The organism is Candidatus Methanosphaera massiliense (genome assembly GCF_028890305.1).
GTDB lineage: Archaea > Methanobacteriota > Methanobacteria > Methanobacteriales > Methanobacteriaceae > Methanosphaera > Methanosphaera massiliense.
In genome coordinates this window covers 1-15,663 of the sequence record NZ_JARBXM010000002.1, presented here as the reverse complement: position 1 = coordinate 15,663, position 15,663 = coordinate 1, and the positions used below count along the sequence as shown (strand labels likewise).

At 31.2% G+C, this 15,663-nt stretch carries 13 protein-coding genes; 7 read left to right on the top strand and 6 right to left on the bottom strand.

Translation table 11 applies throughout. The annotated features are described in order from the left end of the window. The first annotated feature begins 78 nt into the window (after positions 1–78). The 3 genes from OTK55_RS08140 to OTK55_RS08130 all read left to right on the top strand — a co-directional run bounded on the left by OTK55_RS08140 (position 79) and on the right by OTK55_RS08130 (position 3,373). Positions 79–1,266 (top strand): AAA family ATPase, encoded by a 1,188-nt coding sequence (locus tag OTK55_RS08140; RefSeq protein WP_274871827.1) that lies wholly within the window; start codon positions 79–81, stop codon positions 1,264–1,266. A 1,003-nt stretch (positions 1,267–2,269) separates the two neighbouring features. Then, on the top strand, positions 2,270–2,848 hold the full coding sequence (locus tag OTK55_RS08135; protein ID WP_274871825.1) for a DUF2284 domain-containing protein: 579 nt from the start codon (positions 2,270–2,272) through the stop codon (positions 2,846–2,848). A 57-nt stretch (positions 2,849–2,905) separates the two neighbouring features. Beyond that, a complete protein-coding gene (locus tag OTK55_RS08130) occupies positions 2,906–3,373 on the top strand; it encodes a flavodoxin (RefSeq protein WP_274871823.1) in 468 nt (155 codons plus the stop codon). A gap of 114 nt (positions 3,374–3,487) precedes the next feature. On the opposite strand, the gene OTK55_RS08125 is transcribed toward OTK55_RS08130, so the two are convergent. The 4 genes from OTK55_RS08125 to OTK55_RS08110 form a co-directional block, all read right to left on the bottom strand. Then, a complete protein-coding gene (locus OTK55_RS08125) occupies positions 3,488–4,354 on the bottom strand; it encodes a radical SAM protein (RefSeq protein WP_274871822.1) in 867 nt (288 codons plus the stop codon). Positions 4,355–4,502: 148 nt separating this feature from the next. Then, positions 4,503–5,381: a nitrogenase iron protein NifH gene (locus tag OTK55_RS08120; RefSeq protein WP_274871821.1), complete on the bottom strand. Its 879-nt coding sequence runs from the start codon at positions 5,379–5,381 to the stop codon at positions 4,503–4,505. Between the two features lie 25 nt (positions 5,382–5,406). Continuing rightward, positions 5,407–6,792: a nitrogenase component 1 gene (locus tag OTK55_RS08115; RefSeq protein ID WP_274871819.1), complete on the bottom strand. Its 1,386-nt coding sequence runs from the start codon at positions 6,790–6,792 to the stop codon at positions 5,407–5,409. Positions 6,793–6,810: 18 nt separating this feature from the next. Next, the gene (locus OTK55_RS08110) at positions 6,811–8,496 is read right to left on the bottom strand and encodes a nitrogenase component 1 (RefSeq protein ID WP_274871818.1); all 1,686 of its coding nucleotides are present in this window, start codon (positions 8,494–8,496) and stop codon (positions 6,811–6,813) included. 1,197 nt (positions 8,497–9,693) lie between these two features. Here OTK55_RS08110 and OTK55_RS08105 point away from each other — a divergent pair. Next, positions 9,694–10,296 (top strand): hypothetical protein, encoded by a 603-nt coding sequence (locus OTK55_RS08105; RefSeq protein WP_274871817.1) that lies wholly within the window; start codon positions 9,694–9,696, stop codon positions 10,294–10,296. 682 nt (positions 10,297–10,978) lie between these two features. Further along, entirely contained in the window at positions 10,979–11,719 is a 741-nt protein-coding gene (locus OTK55_RS08100; protein ID WP_274871816.1) for an SDR family NAD(P)-dependent oxidoreductase, read from the top strand. A gap of 143 nt (positions 11,720–11,862) precedes the next feature. Here OTK55_RS08100 and ybaK read toward each other — a convergent pair whose 3' ends face one another. Next, positions 11,863–12,342, bottom strand: coding sequence for a Cys-tRNA(Pro) deacylase (gene ybaK / locus OTK55_RS08095; RefSeq protein WP_274871814.1), 480 nt, complete (start codon positions 12,340–12,342; stop codon positions 11,863–11,865). 487 nt (positions 12,343–12,829) lie between these two features. Here ybaK and OTK55_RS08090 point away from each other — a divergent pair, with 487 nt between their 5' ends. Together OTK55_RS08090 and OTK55_RS08085 are read left to right on the top strand one after the other, a co-directional pair. Then, positions 12,830–14,296 (top strand): sodium-dependent transporter, encoded by a 1,467-nt coding sequence (locus tag OTK55_RS08090; protein ID WP_274871812.1) that lies wholly within the window; start codon positions 12,830–12,832, stop codon positions 14,294–14,296. A gap of 159 nt (positions 14,297–14,455) precedes the next feature. Continuing rightward, positions 14,456–15,022 (top strand): hypothetical protein, encoded by a 567-nt coding sequence (locus OTK55_RS08085; protein WP_274871810.1) that lies wholly within the window; start codon positions 14,456–14,458, stop codon positions 15,020–15,022. A gap of 114 nt (positions 15,023–15,136) precedes the next feature. Here the strand turns inward: OTK55_RS08085 and OTK55_RS08080 are convergent, their stop codons facing one another. Then, complete coding sequence (locus OTK55_RS08080) at positions 15,137–15,517, bottom strand: hypothetical protein (RefSeq protein WP_274871808.1); 381 nt, start codon at positions 15,515–15,517, stop codon at positions 15,137–15,139. Positions 15,518–15,663: the final 146 nt, after the last annotated feature.

Genomic DNA, 15,663 nt, shown 5'->3' with positions numbered 1-15,663 from the left:
TATTGTAAATAACAATAACATTTATATGTATTGCAAAATACATTATATATTGTAAAAAAACAATAAGGTGTATTAATTATGACAATAGCATGGGGTACAGATAACGAATTAACAGACTCACAATTCTATAACAGAGTAGATGACATTAACATGATAAGCAATCTGCTATACAGCAGCACACAGGGCTCCACACCCACACTATTTCTCACAGGCATCAGAGGTGTTGGAAAAACAGCACTTATCAGAAAAATAAAACGGCAATTCGATGAGGAATTTCTGGTAATCTATGCAGACCTATCCAAGTCAGACGCATACCAGGACAATAGATTCGACAGGGAATCTGTAATCAGGTTATTATATGACTGCATAATAAAGGAATGCGAGAAAAAAGGATTAAAGACATTTGACAAGAAAATTAAAAAAATATTCAAAACCAATGATATAAGCATTGATAAAATCATTAACTACAACAATCTACCAATACCAGTACCTGAAATAAATGAAAACTACACCAAGCTGGCCAACTTTGTAATAAACCTTCCACAGGAAATCTACCATGAATATGAAAAGGAAATAAAAGGAGTCTTCATATTCTTTGATGAATTCCAATTACTGAAAGAACTGAATCAGCAACTGGACAGCTTTTTATGGTTTCTGAGAAGCAGCATACAGGACCAGAAAAATGTGGCTTACGTGTTGACTGGCAGTATGAGTTTAAAAGATGAATTCATAGAACAGGTTGCCGGAAGTAACGGAGCATTCGGCGGCAGAATACTTACCCTTGAAATAAAGCCGTTTTCATATGAAACTACCAGGTCCTATCTTAAGGAAAAAGCAGACCACTTGACATTCACTGAAGACGGCTTAAAACAATTCTATACCTATACCCGAGGTATTCCGACATATATCAACACATTTGCAAAGTGCCTGCCCCCTGATAAGTTACTTGATAAGGATACATTAAAGGAAGAATTTAAACATATCCTTCCTCTTCTAGCAATGCATTACATTAACCTATGGTATGAACTAACCAATCAGGAACAGAAAATCATAACATCCCTGATAAAAAAACCTCTGAAAAGAAAAGACCTGGCTGAGAAATTAAATGTCACATCAGGGTCAATAAGCAAACCCCTTAAAAAACTTCAGAATCTCATCCTAATAGAATTAGACAATAAAGAGTACATGATTGCAGATCCGATATTAAAGCTCTGGCTAGAAGATTATTATGATAAATACCAGGTTTATCCTTACAGAACACCATAAAATCATGTTTTAACAATAAAAGAAAAAGAGGAGAAGAGGAGATATTATCATTTGTATCTCTTTAATAAACGAATGTTAGATATAAAACTGTATAGAAGACTACCTGTATTATAATGACACTCTCCACAAAAACCCCTTTTTCTGTTCTGACTTCCCAGGGTAACACTTTATTCATATAATCAGGCAATAAGAATACATGTAATATTACTAATAGTATTATTAAACCGTAGATGATGGATGTTTTATGGGATACCAGATACATTGATAGAATTAATGTGTTAAACATGATATGAGATATTCCCAGGCTAAACTGCATGACGGGTAAGTTCCAAAATATCTTTTCTCACTTGCGTATTTGTCTCCATCATAATAAAAGATTTTCTTACGAAGAAATGTGATAACAGAACAGTATGTAAGTAAACCACATAAAACTAATCCGAGATGAAAGAAGAAATAATTTTCTGTAAAGAAAGATATTGAATAAGTCATCCAACCAACAAGCACAAAAAAATAAAACAAACTGAATAATTTACAGGGTCTATGAAATTCCGTGAACCATTATCATTAACATAATACGTTTTATAACCTGTCTTATTATAGAAATAATCACTTAAGAGAAACTTACGAATTAAAAGAGAAACTGGTAATATCATAAAAAAACTAGCAGTACTGCCAATTACTAGCCAACCCAATCCTATGTTGATAGTCATGTCTATTATCCTATTGGTTTTGTCCTGTTTAATATGGGTAATATCTATTATATTTTATAGGTGACAATATCTTATGTCTTACTACTATTTTTTTCTTATAAACTTATATGATTATCCATGTTTAAATAAATTTGTTTACCCTTCAATATTGAACATCAAGAGAATACCATAAATACACTACGAACCCTATATCACTTCATCTATATTCCATGTTTTAGTAAGGTTGTATTTTTATACCTATAATGATTTATACTTAAAGACAGATAATGATTATTAAGGCTGTGGTGATAACAATGATTGATAATCTTAATCTAGATGACGTGTATACAGTGGAACGTATTGTGAAAACAGTTCCCACCAGTGAATTCTATGAGAACTTTGTGGACCTGGAATACACTGGAAAATTATGCAGGGAATGTAACATGTACAATAACAATTGGGGATGTCCTGAATTCAGGGAGGATGTCAGTGAATACTGGACAAGGTATGACAATATAAAGTTAATAGCTCTGAAATTAAATTTCACTGATGAATTTAGACAGAAAAGCTTCAATATTGATGAGATAATTGATATTGTTGACATGACACTTTTCAAGGAAAAAAGTAGGATACTGTCAGAGTTAATGGCTAAAGAGGCTGAAGCTGATGGTCTGGTATTATCTGCCGGTTTCTGTGATATCTGTGAGGAATGCAGCAGAATAAATGATGAACCATGCAGATTCCCTGACAAGGTCAGACATTCAATAGAATCCATAGGCACACTGGTTAATAAAACGCTTACCGATGTCTTCGGCTTTGAATTAGAAAGCATAGACTTTGAAAATGGCAGGTTTCCTGAGTATCTTACACTGCTGACAGCACTACTGTATTGATATAGTTAAATATATCTATATCTATATTATATAATATAGTATAAGAGTTGATAAAATATGACAAAAAAATTAATAGCATACTTCTCAGCTAGCGGAGTAACAAAGAACGCTGCTGAAAAACTGTCAAAAATAGATGATGATGACCTGTTTGAAATAACGCCCGAGACAGCATATACAGATGCTGATCTAGACTGGCAGGACCAGAACAGCAGAACAACAAATGAAAAAGAGGATAAATCAATAAGACCAGCAATAAAAAACACGATAGATGTATCAGAATATGATACAATAGTACTGGGATTCCCAGTATGGTGGTATACATATCCAAACATAATAAGCACATTCCTAGAAAGCACGGATTTCAGTGATAAATCAATAATCACATTCGTAACATCTGGTGGAACAGGAGTAACAGGACCAGTTAATGACTTAGAAAAAGCATACCCTGAAATCAGCTGGAAACAAGGAAAAAGATTAACAGACAGTGAATCACAGGAAGAATTAAAGGAATTTATTAACCAATAAATTCTAACACAATCCCCTCCACATTTTTATTATTATTCTTTTTTTGAGAAGAATAATACCTGTTGTATATTAAAATAAAAAAAAGTAGTAGTAGTGTGATTTATATATTTGGAATTAGTAGTGACTAGCAGGGGTTAAGCCTAATGCGAAGTCTTGATCTTGTTTTCCAGGTATTCCGAAGGCATCAGCTCTGCATTGCGTACATGCTCTAAATACTGGTATTATTTGTTCTACTTCATCTCGTACTTTACTTAATTCGCCACAACCAGGACGTGAATATCCTTTGAATTTATTTAAAGGTATTAATGGTATTATATTCATTATTGATGCTCCACGGAATTTCACTTCTCGTGCTATGTCAATTATATGTTCATCGTTGAGTCCTGGTATTAGTACACTATTTACTTTTACTATTATTCCTTTCTGTGATAGTAGTTCTATTCCCTTTAATTGATTTTTCAGGAGTAATTCAAATCCTTCTCTTCCATGGTATGTTTTTCCGTGGTAGTGTATGTTATCATATATTTGAACACCTATTTCTGGGTCTATGGCGTTGATTGTTATTGTCACGGTTTTTACTCCTGCTGTTTGTATTTCCTCTGCATAATCAGGTACTAGTAATCCGTTTGTACTCATACATAGAATCATTTCTGGAAATTCTTCTCCTATTTTCTTGAATAATTTAAGTGTGTTCTCATTGTATAATGAGTCTCCAGGACCTGCTACTCCTACTACATTTATGGGCTGGTCTGTACTTGTTACTTTTCTTATGTGTTCTATTGCTTTATTCACGGTCATTATTTCTGAGGATACTCCTGGCCTGTTTTCTGTTTTGTTTATTGATCTTGTACAGAATCCACATTGTATGTTACATTTTGGTGCTATTGGTATGTGTATTCTTCCTACTTTATCATGTATCTTTTCATTAAAGCAGGGATGTACTTTTGTTATATGTGAAAAGCTTGTATCTTCTTTACTCATGGTTTTTCACTCCTTTTTATGATTATGTTAACGTTTTACATTCTATTTTTTTAGTGGAGAAATATTGAGGATATGCTTTGTTTTTAAAAAAAAGAAGGTTTAGGATTTTATGGGGAAATTTCATGATTATTGGGGTAAATTATCACTATTATATTCCTGAACCTTCTGATTGAATATTATCTCTTTCAACTTTTTCTGCTTGGAGTAGTTCTGTTATCCATGTGGATCCCCATTCTGATAAATCGTCTCCATAGAATGGTTTTGGTTTTATTTTATCCTTATTTTCTATAACATTTCTTGCTAGATTTCTATATACTTCTGCTTGTTCTGAATCCGGTGCTCCTTCTATTGTTGTAACTCCATCTAATTCACATCTTGTTACTGTTGATGACCTTGGCACATAGTTTATTACATTTGTTCCAGTATGGTTACTGAAGTCCTCTATCATTGCTTCCTGTGTGGAGTTTTTTATGGAGTTTCCAATAATTCCACCAACTAAAGCTCCTCCCTTGTTTGCATATTTAAGTATTCCTTTAAATAGGTTGTTTACAGCATATATTGCCATGTAGTCAGAGGATGTTACAGTGTATACTTGTTCTGCTACTCCTTTACGAATCGGCATTGCAAATCCTCCACATACTACGTCTCCTAGTACGTCATAAATGATTATGTCTGGATCATAGTCTTCTATTATTCCATTTGAATCTAGTAATTCTATTGCTGCTATGATTCCTCGACCTGCACATCCTACTCCTGGTTCAGGTCCTCCTGCTTCTACACAGTATATTCCATTGTATCCGTCATATACTATGTTGTCTAGGTTGTTTTTTCTTTCTCGTATGGTGTCTAGTACTGTGGGTATGGTTTTTCCACCTCTGAGTGTTGTGGTTGAATCATTTTTTGGGTCACATCCTACTTGCATTACACTGTATCCTAGGTCTGATAATGCTGCAGATAGGTTTGATGTTGTTGTTGATTTTCCTATTCCACCTTTTCCGTATATTGCTATTTGTTTTCTTTTTGTCATTTAATCACCTTCCTTATTATTTTTCCTATAATGGTCCTACAAATGTTGAAACCAGATCTTCGAATAATGTTAATCCACCATAATATCCACCATAATGATTTACAAGAACAGCACTACTTAATATAGGGAATGCTGCACTTACATGACATGCACCAAAATCCTCTGAAGCTGTCGGAGCTTCTAATGAACTACTAAGTAGGAATGTAAATGGTCTATCCTTTAAATTTTCTCGAATACGATAAGTATCTGCTTCAAATATTACATCAGGAGTAATTGTGGATTCTAATGAATTATTGATTTCCTTAATAATCTTCTCTCTTACCTCTACTGGCGGATTATCTGTTATCTGCACAATATCCGGAAGATATCCTAATTCATTAGTTAAAAACTTCGTATATCCAATTGCATATGCACTATCTGCAACAACTGCAAAGTACTGGTTAGGACGACTTAATATTATAGCATCCCCTGGTGCTTCAAATATGTGGTAATAATTTTTTTCTTTTGATTTTATGAAATTAGATAATTTTACTTCATCAATATTTAAAGTTCTACCTACTCTATCAATAAATGATGATGTTTGTTTAGCACCTATAGGTATACCTGGAAAAGTTATGTAAGGAGTTCCAAATTTTTCTTTAAGTTTTTTTGCTGCTCTTACACCTAACCATGGGTTTACAACCACATTAAGTGCTGCTTTTGGCACATTTTTAAGATTTGTTAATCCATCACCATATCCGAAAATAACATTTGCATTAACACCAAGTGCTGCGAATAATTGTTTTATTTCATATAAATCTCCTTTCCAGAAAACATTATTATAAGGTAGCACTCCTAATATGTTAATAGTATTCTTTTCAACTTCCTGTTTCTGTAATATATCACTTTCAATAAGAGAATCCCAGAATAGATTATATCCCTCGAAGGAGTGTGCTTTAAATCCAGGTGCATTTACATGTATAATATCATGATTGAACTGGTAATTCTCAACTACACTATCTACATCATCTCCTATTAGTGATGGTACACATCCTGAGATTACAACGTAGAAGTTAGAGTTAGATATTTTTATTGTGGAATCTATGAGGTTATCTAATTTTTCTTCTCCACCAAGAATCACATGTTCTTCTACTAGACATGAACATGGAGTTGCTGTTCCTCCCTTATTTTGTCCACAGGATTGTCCTCCAGGATATAGTGTTCCAAATAGATGTGCTACACCACATCCTGCTCCTGAGTGTAGGATAGGAATAGCATTGTTTAAGCCGAGAGTTGTTGCATATACTCCAGATAATGCACAGCCGTACCTTGGAGCTTCTACGGATTCTCTTTCAATGTCAGTTGTTTTAGGATCTAAGTGGTATTTACTCTGATTAATTTCCTTCTTGATTTCTTCTGAATTTTTTGCCAATTTAACAGCTCCTCTTGCTTATTTACCATATACTTCTTCTTCATTGTTTTTAGTATTATCTCTGTTTTCAACAAAGTATAATGGATCTTCTTGTTCATACCACCAGTCTTTATATGCTGGCTCTGTTTTTTCAGATAATGTTTTCTGATATGCTTTATTGATAAATGCACGTAATAAAAATTCTCCATATGCTACTGCTCCGGAATATGCTGACTGAGCACTTTCTGGTGCCGGATCTCCTCGTAATGAGTGAATTCTTGTTACTTGTGTATCTCTTTTCCAGCTTCCTCCTTGGAATGGACAAGTTAATGTTAAATCTGGTTTTATATTTGATGTTACATTTGCTTGCTCTGCTGCTTGGAATGTATTAACCATTATGTCAAAGTCACCTTTTCTTTCAATGATATCTGCTAATTCATCTATTAGTAGTTCATCAAAGTCCTGTGCCATTGCTGCTGGTGCTTCCAGGCCTAATTCATCGAAATATGGCATTTGTGATACTAGTCTTCCTTGTCCTAGTGCTCCTAGTACTTTTATTTTTTCTCCATTTTTACGTTCATTGGATATTTTTATGAATTGTTGTTTGATTGCATTTAGTTTTGGTTCCCATTTTGCATGTTCTTCTTTGATTAGTTCTTCTACTTCTTCTTCTTCTTTGTCTGTGTATTTTCCTATTTGTCTTAGCCATTCATCAGTGTTTTTAAATCCTGTTGGCACTGGATATAAAAAGTATGGTACTCCGAATTTTTGTTCTAATCCTCGTGAAAGGTAGTCTGTGTATGTCGGACATATTGGTGCTGTTACAGCTGCTTCTCCTAGTCTTTCGAATTGTTCTACTGTTGCAAATTCTGGTATGAAGTTTACTCTTAATCCTAGTTTTCCTAGTAGTCTTTTTATTTCTAGTCTGTCTTGCCATGTATATGATAGCATACTTGCCACGTTTACCAGGTCTTTTTGTTTTTTCTCTGGTTTTTTTACTAGGTATTTTAGTACTGCGTGCCAGAATGCATCGTATCCTGTTTGTACCAGTCTGCTTCTTACTCCTTCACAGTGTACTGGTACTATTGTAGCTTCTACTTCTGGTTGTACGTCTTCTACTGTACCTTCTATGTCTTCTCCTATGATTCCTGTTGTACATGAGGTTAGTATGAATATTGCTTTCGGATGGTATCTTTCCTCTGCTTCAAGTATTGTTTTTCTTAGTTTTTCTCCTGCTCCGTAGATTACATCATTTTGTTGAAGGTTTGTTGTCATCCAGTTTAGTTTGTAGCTGTGGGGTCTTCCTAATTCTTCTGGTACTCCTCTGAATAGTTCTCTGTATCCTAGTGCTGAGGCGGAACATCCTACTGGTGCGTTGTATATTACTACTGCATCTCTTATTGTGCTTATTCTCACTGCTAGATAGAAGTTTAGTACACATCCTCCTGATTGTTGGAATTTTCTTTCTTGTATCTGTATGTTTGAGTTTACAGCGTCATCCAGTAGTTTTGATGCTTTTCCATAGTATATGTTGGTTCCGTGTGCTCTTTGTTCTCTGTTGGGGCTTGTTATTGTGTTGAGGTTTATGTCCTGTACTTCCGGTTTGTTTTCTAGGTCGATTCCTAGTATTTCTTTTATTTTTCTTCTTTTACATTTTCCTATTTTGTAGGTTCCTTGTTCTGTTTTATGTGGGTGATTTTTTTTATGATCTCCTTTTGGACTCATATATTCAATCTCCTTATTGATATTGTGTTTATGTTTTTTTGATCATAATCTTTTTTTTATTAAATTGTTGTTGTATTTGGTATATTATTTAAGTTAACAATGTTATATTAAATATTGTTTAATATTTTATGAATATGGTATATTAATAATGGTTTGATTAAATTTAATTAACAATGTTAAGTAAGAATATAATTTAATAAAACATTCCTACCTAAATTTCTAATAAATACAAATTATTTAACTTAAACTACAAACATTATCCAATAATACATGATACTGCTAAAAAGTTATACTTTTTATTAAACACGATGAAAGTATCATGTCAAATCAGAATCAAAAAATACAACGCATATACCATGAATCTTTCATAATACATACAAAGTATCCCATTCAAATTAAATAATTTACAGCATTTAACTGTAAAGATTATCATCGTAAGATATAATTTTAATTAGTCAAAGGCTGTCAAAAAATAGTATTCTCAAAGATTATTATTCTTGTTGAGGACAAGAAGTGTTACTAGTACTTATATAGCTAAGATATTACTTAGCTATGTAACTAATTTTGACGAGTTAAATATATTTCATCCTACATTTTTTTTAAAAGATAACAAACATAACAAAGTTATCTTACTACAATGTTAGTATTACCTACTATTTAAAGGTTAGGTGTCTATAGTAATGAAAAAATTTCGGAATTCTTGTGTACTGATGTATTGTTTTTAGTCTTAATCTGCTCTGTAATTTTTGTTGACCCTTTTAATTTTTCTATTGTTATTATTACTCATTAAATAAATACCTCTTCTTATTGTATTACTTTTAACTTATTATATTTAGTTTCATATTTTAAGTTATTTTTGAGTATACAGTATAGTTTTATATACAAAAAAGAAATTAGTTATATAATAATAATTATATAATGAAAAAACTACATAATTATGGATTAATATTATCATATAAGAAGTGTACTTATTGTATAGTAGAATCATAAAATAAGAAATACATAAATTAATCAGAGGAATATAAACTGTAACTAACACTAAAAGATAACAGCATATAAGTTACTATGATAGATTTAACTTTATAAAAATTCTAATAATCTTGATTTTTCGTTTCTGAATCTGTTATTCAATAAAATATATATGTAAAGAGATTAAAAGTATACTATACAAACTAAAATAAATTGGGGTGAAAAATATTGGATAAAAAAGTAGTATTAGCAATATTAATTGTAGCACTAATAGGAGTGGTAGCTGCAACATATAATATTAACGATGCTGGAAAATTATTTAATCCATTAGCTTCAGTTAATGATGGTTCAACAAATACAATAGATCTGTTATCATCTGGTGAAGAAGGAGTAGCTAATGATACAGTTGCAACTAGTGGAAATTCCCAGAATCCATCATCAAACAGTAGCAGTGCTCAGGCAGTATCAACTAGTAGTAATCCTAACAGTCAATCACAGCCAACAACGGTAAACACTAATAATCAAAACAATGCAAATAAGCCAGTGATAAACAATGCAAATAACAGCACACCAAATAATAAACTCATATCTAAAGCAAAAGCAAAACAAATAGCAGAAAATTCTCTACGTGGCGGTGACTATGATGGTGCAACAGCAGTATACCATTCAACAATAGGATCTGGTGATAATATATGCTATTTATATGTAATAGTATATCATGGTGAAACAGTAGGTGAATATGAGATAAATGCATATACTGGAGTAATCAGTGGAGGAGCATTTGCTAACGAAGTACAACCACCAGAAGAGACAAATAATAGTAGTGTATAATTTTTTACTATTATTATTATTATTATTTTTTTAAAAAATAATCTTCTTTTTTTACTATTTTATCTTTTTTATATAGACACTATAATTATAGCCCTATTAAAATGATGTAAATTTCATACTTAAACATAATCATGAATTATTATTAAAAGATAAGATATGACTTGAATCACCTGGCAAAATTCAGACAGACTTCTTTTATACTTTAAAATTAATAAGAGTAGGTTATAGAAATAGAAATAGATTTAAGTATTATGAAATGATTTTAAGTAATACTTTCGAAATGATATGCTTTAATATAAGTTAAAAAGACTTTTTGAAATAAAAAAGTATGCTTAAACTTAAAAATCAATTAATCAAAGACTAATTATTTTCTGTATAAATAATTAATAATTCATAATACTTTTTTTATATTATTCTTTTTTAATATGGTGTTATATTTTTTTTATTCTCTATATTTTTTGTATTTATTGAATTTTATTTTAGTTTATTTCTCTTTTTTGTTTATAGTGTTTTCTTTTTTTGATTCATGGCCTGTTCTCTGTTATTATCTTATTAATTATCTTTTTTAAGATATACTCTGATATTTCTATAATGATTAATCATAATAAATTATCAAAAAGTATAATAACAATAAAACTAAATATTGAAGTGTAGTAAAACACTATTTAAGAGGAAATAAAAAATGTCAAAAAATGCAATAATAACCGGTGGATCAAGAGGAATAGGAAAAGCAATGGCTCTCAAATTAGGAGAACTGGGCTATAATGTAGCAATCAACTACAGAAGTGATTCATCCAAAGAAAAAACAGAAGAGATAATAGAAGAAATCAAAACAAAATATGGAGTAGAAGGAATAGCAATACAAGCAGATGTAAGTAAATTCGAAGACTGTAAAAAACTAGTGGAAACAGTAGTAGATACATTTGGAGATAAAATAGATGCACTAGTTAACAATGCAGGAATAACAAACAACTGTAATTTCATAGATTTACAACCAGAAGATTATGAAAGAGTAATAAACACAAACCTCGTAAGTATGATGCACATGTGTCACTTAACATTACCATACATGGTAGATCGTGAAACAGCAATAGTATGTACAGCATCAGTAGGAGGTATGACAGGAGTAATAAATCAGGCTGATTACTGTGCAGCAAAAACAGGAGTAATAGGATTAGTACGGGCATTAGCACTAGAATTTGCAGGACGTAAAGTACGTGTAAATGCAATTGCACCTGGAATGATTATGACTGACATGCTTCGTGGAGTAAACCAGGATGAATTAAATGCACTTGCAGCAACAATACCTATAGGTCGTATAGGTGATGTTTCTGATATAGCAGGAGCACTGGAATATATTTTACAAGCACCTTACCTCACGGGTCAGGTAATCTCACCTAACGGTGGTTTTGTATTACAATAAAAATAGAGAATTATTCTTTCAACACCTCCCTTTTTTTTATTTATATTTATCACTAATTTTTAGATATTCCAATAAATATACCCTACAATAAAAGAAGGAATAAAAAAAAACAAAATACAAAATGAGCATAAGATAAAATTTTTTTATTTAGTTATATGTTTTAACTTGAAATTAATAATCTTTCTAAGATCCTCTAATCTAAGTTCTACTTGATAACCAATCTTTCCACCACTAAAATATATTGTTTCAAACTGCTTAGAACTATCATCTATAATAGTTGGATAAGTGTGTTTCATTCCTATTGGAGAACATCCACCATGAGTATACCCTGTTAATGATAATAATTCCTTTGATTTCACCATTTTTATCTTCTTTTCACCAACAGCCTCTGCTGCTAATTTTAAATCTAATTCTTTACTCACAGGTACTAAAAAAACGTAATTTTCATCAGTCTTACTTCTTGTTACTAGTGTTTTATATGCACTATTAGGGTTTTCATGCAGATAATTAATTACATCAACTCCACTTATTAATCCACTATCCTTATAATAATGACTTTTATATGGAATATTTCTCTGCTCTAATAACCTCATAACATTTGTCTTATCTTCATGGTGTTTCAATTATATCATCTTCTAATAGAATTTATATTATTATTAATATTTACCAATTAATCCTTTTTTAATATAATATTTAAAGAAGGTTATCTGGAAAATTTCCATAAAAATAGATTTAATAAAAAGAATACTACAGACTTATCTTTTTTAAAAAAAAGAAAAAACAGGAAAACATTACCATAATACTAGTTTGTGACAGCTTTAATAATAATTTAATGATTAAAAATAGGTGAATTATTTTAAAGATACATTAAAAGAAATATTAATAATAATCTTGATTAAATATGATAATTCAATATTTTACTTTTAATAACTTCAATATCACAGCAATGTTTCATATTCGGTTATTCATATATGGAAGATTCATGTATAATTATATTATCTAGTTTTAACAAAATATAACTATTAACTAATATATTTTTTCACATATTTTTTCTAAATTTTTCATGATTTATTATAAAATATACTAAAAAAGGGAGATTATTATTTTTTTATGTCAGCAGATAAACAAAAATGGTCAAGTAATCTAAATTTTCTGCTTGCAATGATTGGATCAGCTGTAGGATTAGGTAATATATGGCGTTATCCTTACGTAGCATATACTAATGGAGGAGGAGCATTCCTAGTTCCATACATAATTTCAATCATATGTATGGGTATTCCATTACTATTCTTTGAATATGGAAGTGGATACACATTCAAGGCAGGAATAAACAGAATAGTTCGAAAAATAAATAAGAAATATGAATACTTCGGATGGTTTATGTTAACATCAACATTTCTCATACTATCCTACTATTGTACAGTAGTAGCCTGGGATGCAATATACATACCTCTAAGCTTCTTTAAGGGTTGGGGAACAGATACAAATGCATTCTTTAACAATGTAGTGCTAGAAGCATCAAATCCGGGAGGAATATTCCACATAGCAGTCTATGTAATGATAGCAATGCTAATCATATGGTTTATAATGTGGTTTATATCACATCGTAACCTAAATGATGGAGTAGGACGATTTAATAAGATATTTATCCCATTACTGTTTGTAATGATGATAATTATAGTATTATTCGCAGTAACTCTACCGGGAGCAAGTATTGGTATAATGACACTGCTAACACCACAGCCAAGCACACTTACCAATGTAAACATATGGCTATCTGCATTTGGACAAATACTGTTCTCATTAAGTGTGGGAATGTGTATCAGTATAGCATATGCAAGCTACCTGCCGGAAGAGACAAACATACCAAAAAATGCTCTGATAGTAGCAATAAGTAATTGTTCATTTGAATTATTCACAGCAATAGGAGTATTCAGTATACTAGGATTTATGAGTACAACAAATAACATACCACTAGACCAACTAGTGACACAGGGAACAGGACTAGCATTCATAGTATTTCCACAAATCTTCAATGCAATGGGAATATTCGGATATATAATAGGACCATTATTCTTCTTATGTCTACTATTTGCAGGATTAACATCAAATATATCAGTAATAGAACCAATAGCACTAGCATTAAGTGAGAAATTTAACTTCAACAGGTCAAAAAGTGTAACAATAACATGTATACTAGGAATACTAATATCACTAATGTTTGGAACATCCATGGGATCAACACTACTGGGAATATTTGACACATTCGCCAACAACTTCGGAGTAGTTCTAAATGTAATCATTGAAATAATACTCATAGCCTGGATATATGGAATTGATGACATACTAGCTAATATTAACAAGAATGCAACATTCCTAAAACTAGGAAAAACATGGATAACACTAATAAAATACATACTGCCAGTAGTAGTATTTATAATATGGATAACAGGAATCATATCTAACATGTTAACATCAGATACACTAACAACAACAGTAGAACTAATACTATTCGGAGTACTATTCATATTACCACTAATAATAACAAAACTACCAGCAAAAACAGAGGATTACTAAAAAAAAGATGAAAACTCACCACCACACCTACTATTTTTTTTTAGATTAGAATTAAAAATTATAACTACTATATTTTACAAATAATTAGATAATAACTAGTCTAATTACTTATAATTAAATCTGGACTATTAACGATAATTTATAGTGGGAGGTGAATTAATGAGGGACAATTCAGTGTTAATAATATGTATCTGTATAATTATTTGTACTGTAATAATAGCAGCAACAGCAATTATTGTACTTGACAACCATGATGAAAATAATAATACAAACCAGAACACTACACAGGCAACAGTAACTAACAACAATAGTAGCTCAAATTCAGGAGGTAATTCTGCAAGTTCATCCAGTAGTTCAAGTACACAGTCAACTTCATCATCTGATATTGGTCCAGGATATCCTTCATCAGTAACATTTTATTCGGATGGTAATCCAAATACTGGTGAAACAGCCACATTAAACTTTGGAACTAATGCTGCTGGAAAAACAATCAAAGTAAGAATATTCTATTCTAGAGATGATCAATCACTAAATGATGGTTATGAATTCCAAACCGTAACTATTGGACAAGATGGTACAGTTAAAATAACTGATAACACACCTATGCCAAAATATCCTGATGTAGCGGAAATACAAATAGAACCAGGGGATGGTAACAGACTCTCATCATACTATGATCTTGGTACTTATTCTGGTTCACAGACATGTACTCCCAGATATGCTTAAAAATCCTTTTTATTATCTTTTTTTTTTTTAATTCTAATTTTTCAGTAATTATTTTTATAAAATATCATTTCTAGTATTAATATTATTAAAAAAAAGAGGGGGTCATGTTGGTTTTTAATCATGGTAACATTGTGCCTGTTCGTCCCAATGGTCATTTGAGCCAATGTAATGTCCTCCATGAGCTGTTGTATATCTGTATCCGAAGTAATCTGCTTGTTCACGTGTAATTCCGGAGGAATCTACAGCTGGTCTATCCGAACTGCCACTGTTTGAGCTTTTATGTTGGGATGTTGTTTTTTTAGTGGTTGTTGTAGTACTGTTTGTTGTGTTGTCTGTTGTGTTATTTGCTGTTGTATTTATAGTAGTGTTGTTTGTTGTAGTATTGTTTGTCTGGTTTTCTATGTGATTTCCTGTAACGTAGATTAATGTTCCACATATTGCTACTACGCAGATGATAATAGTTATACAGATAATTATCAAATTTTTATTTTCCATAGTATTCAAGCTTTATTTTGATATTTGTTGGTTTTATTTTTTATTTTTTATTAATTTTATGGCTTTGTAGAAAACATATAATTTTATAATAAAAATCTTTATGAAAACATTATCAGATCTTTTAAAATTAAATTATAATAGAAAAT

Excerpts from the sequence above, each read along its gene's own strand:
- OTK55_RS08140 (WP_274871827.1), top strand. The coding sequence starts at position 79 with ATGACAATAGCATGGGGTACAGATAACGAATTAACAGACTCACAATTC.
- OTK55_RS08130 (WP_274871823.1), top strand. The coding sequence starts at position 2,906 with ATGACAAAAAAATTAATAGCATACTTCTCAGCTAGCGGAGTAACAAAG.
- OTK55_RS08135 (WP_274871825.1), top strand. The coding sequence starts at position 2,270 with ATGATTGATAATCTTAATCTAGATGACGTGTATACAGTGGAACGTATT.
- OTK55_RS08080 (WP_274871808.1), bottom strand. The coding sequence starts at position 15,517 with ATGGAAAATAAAAATTTGATAATTATCTGTATAACTATTATCATCTGC.
- OTK55_RS08120 (WP_274871821.1), bottom strand. The coding sequence starts at position 5,381 with ATGACAAAAAGAAAACAAATAGCAATATACGGAAAAGGTGGAATAGGA.
- OTK55_RS08100 (WP_274871816.1), top strand. The coding sequence starts at position 10,979 with ATGTCAAAAAATGCAATAATAACCGGTGGATCAAGAGGAATAGGAAAA.
- OTK55_RS08125 (WP_274871822.1), bottom strand. The coding sequence starts at position 4,354 with ATGAGTAAAGAAGATACAAGCTTTTCACATATAACAAAAGTACATCCC.
- OTK55_RS08085 (WP_274871810.1), top strand. The coding sequence starts at position 14,456 with ATGAGGGACAATTCAGTGTTAATAATATGTATCTGTATAATTATTTGT.
- OTK55_RS08110 (WP_274871818.1), bottom strand. The coding sequence starts at position 8,496 with ATGAGTCCAAAAGGAGATCATAAAAAAAATCACCCACATAAAACAGAA.
- OTK55_RS08090 (WP_274871812.1), top strand. The coding sequence starts at position 12,830 with ATGTCAGCAGATAAACAAAAATGGTCAAGTAATCTAAATTTTCTGCTT.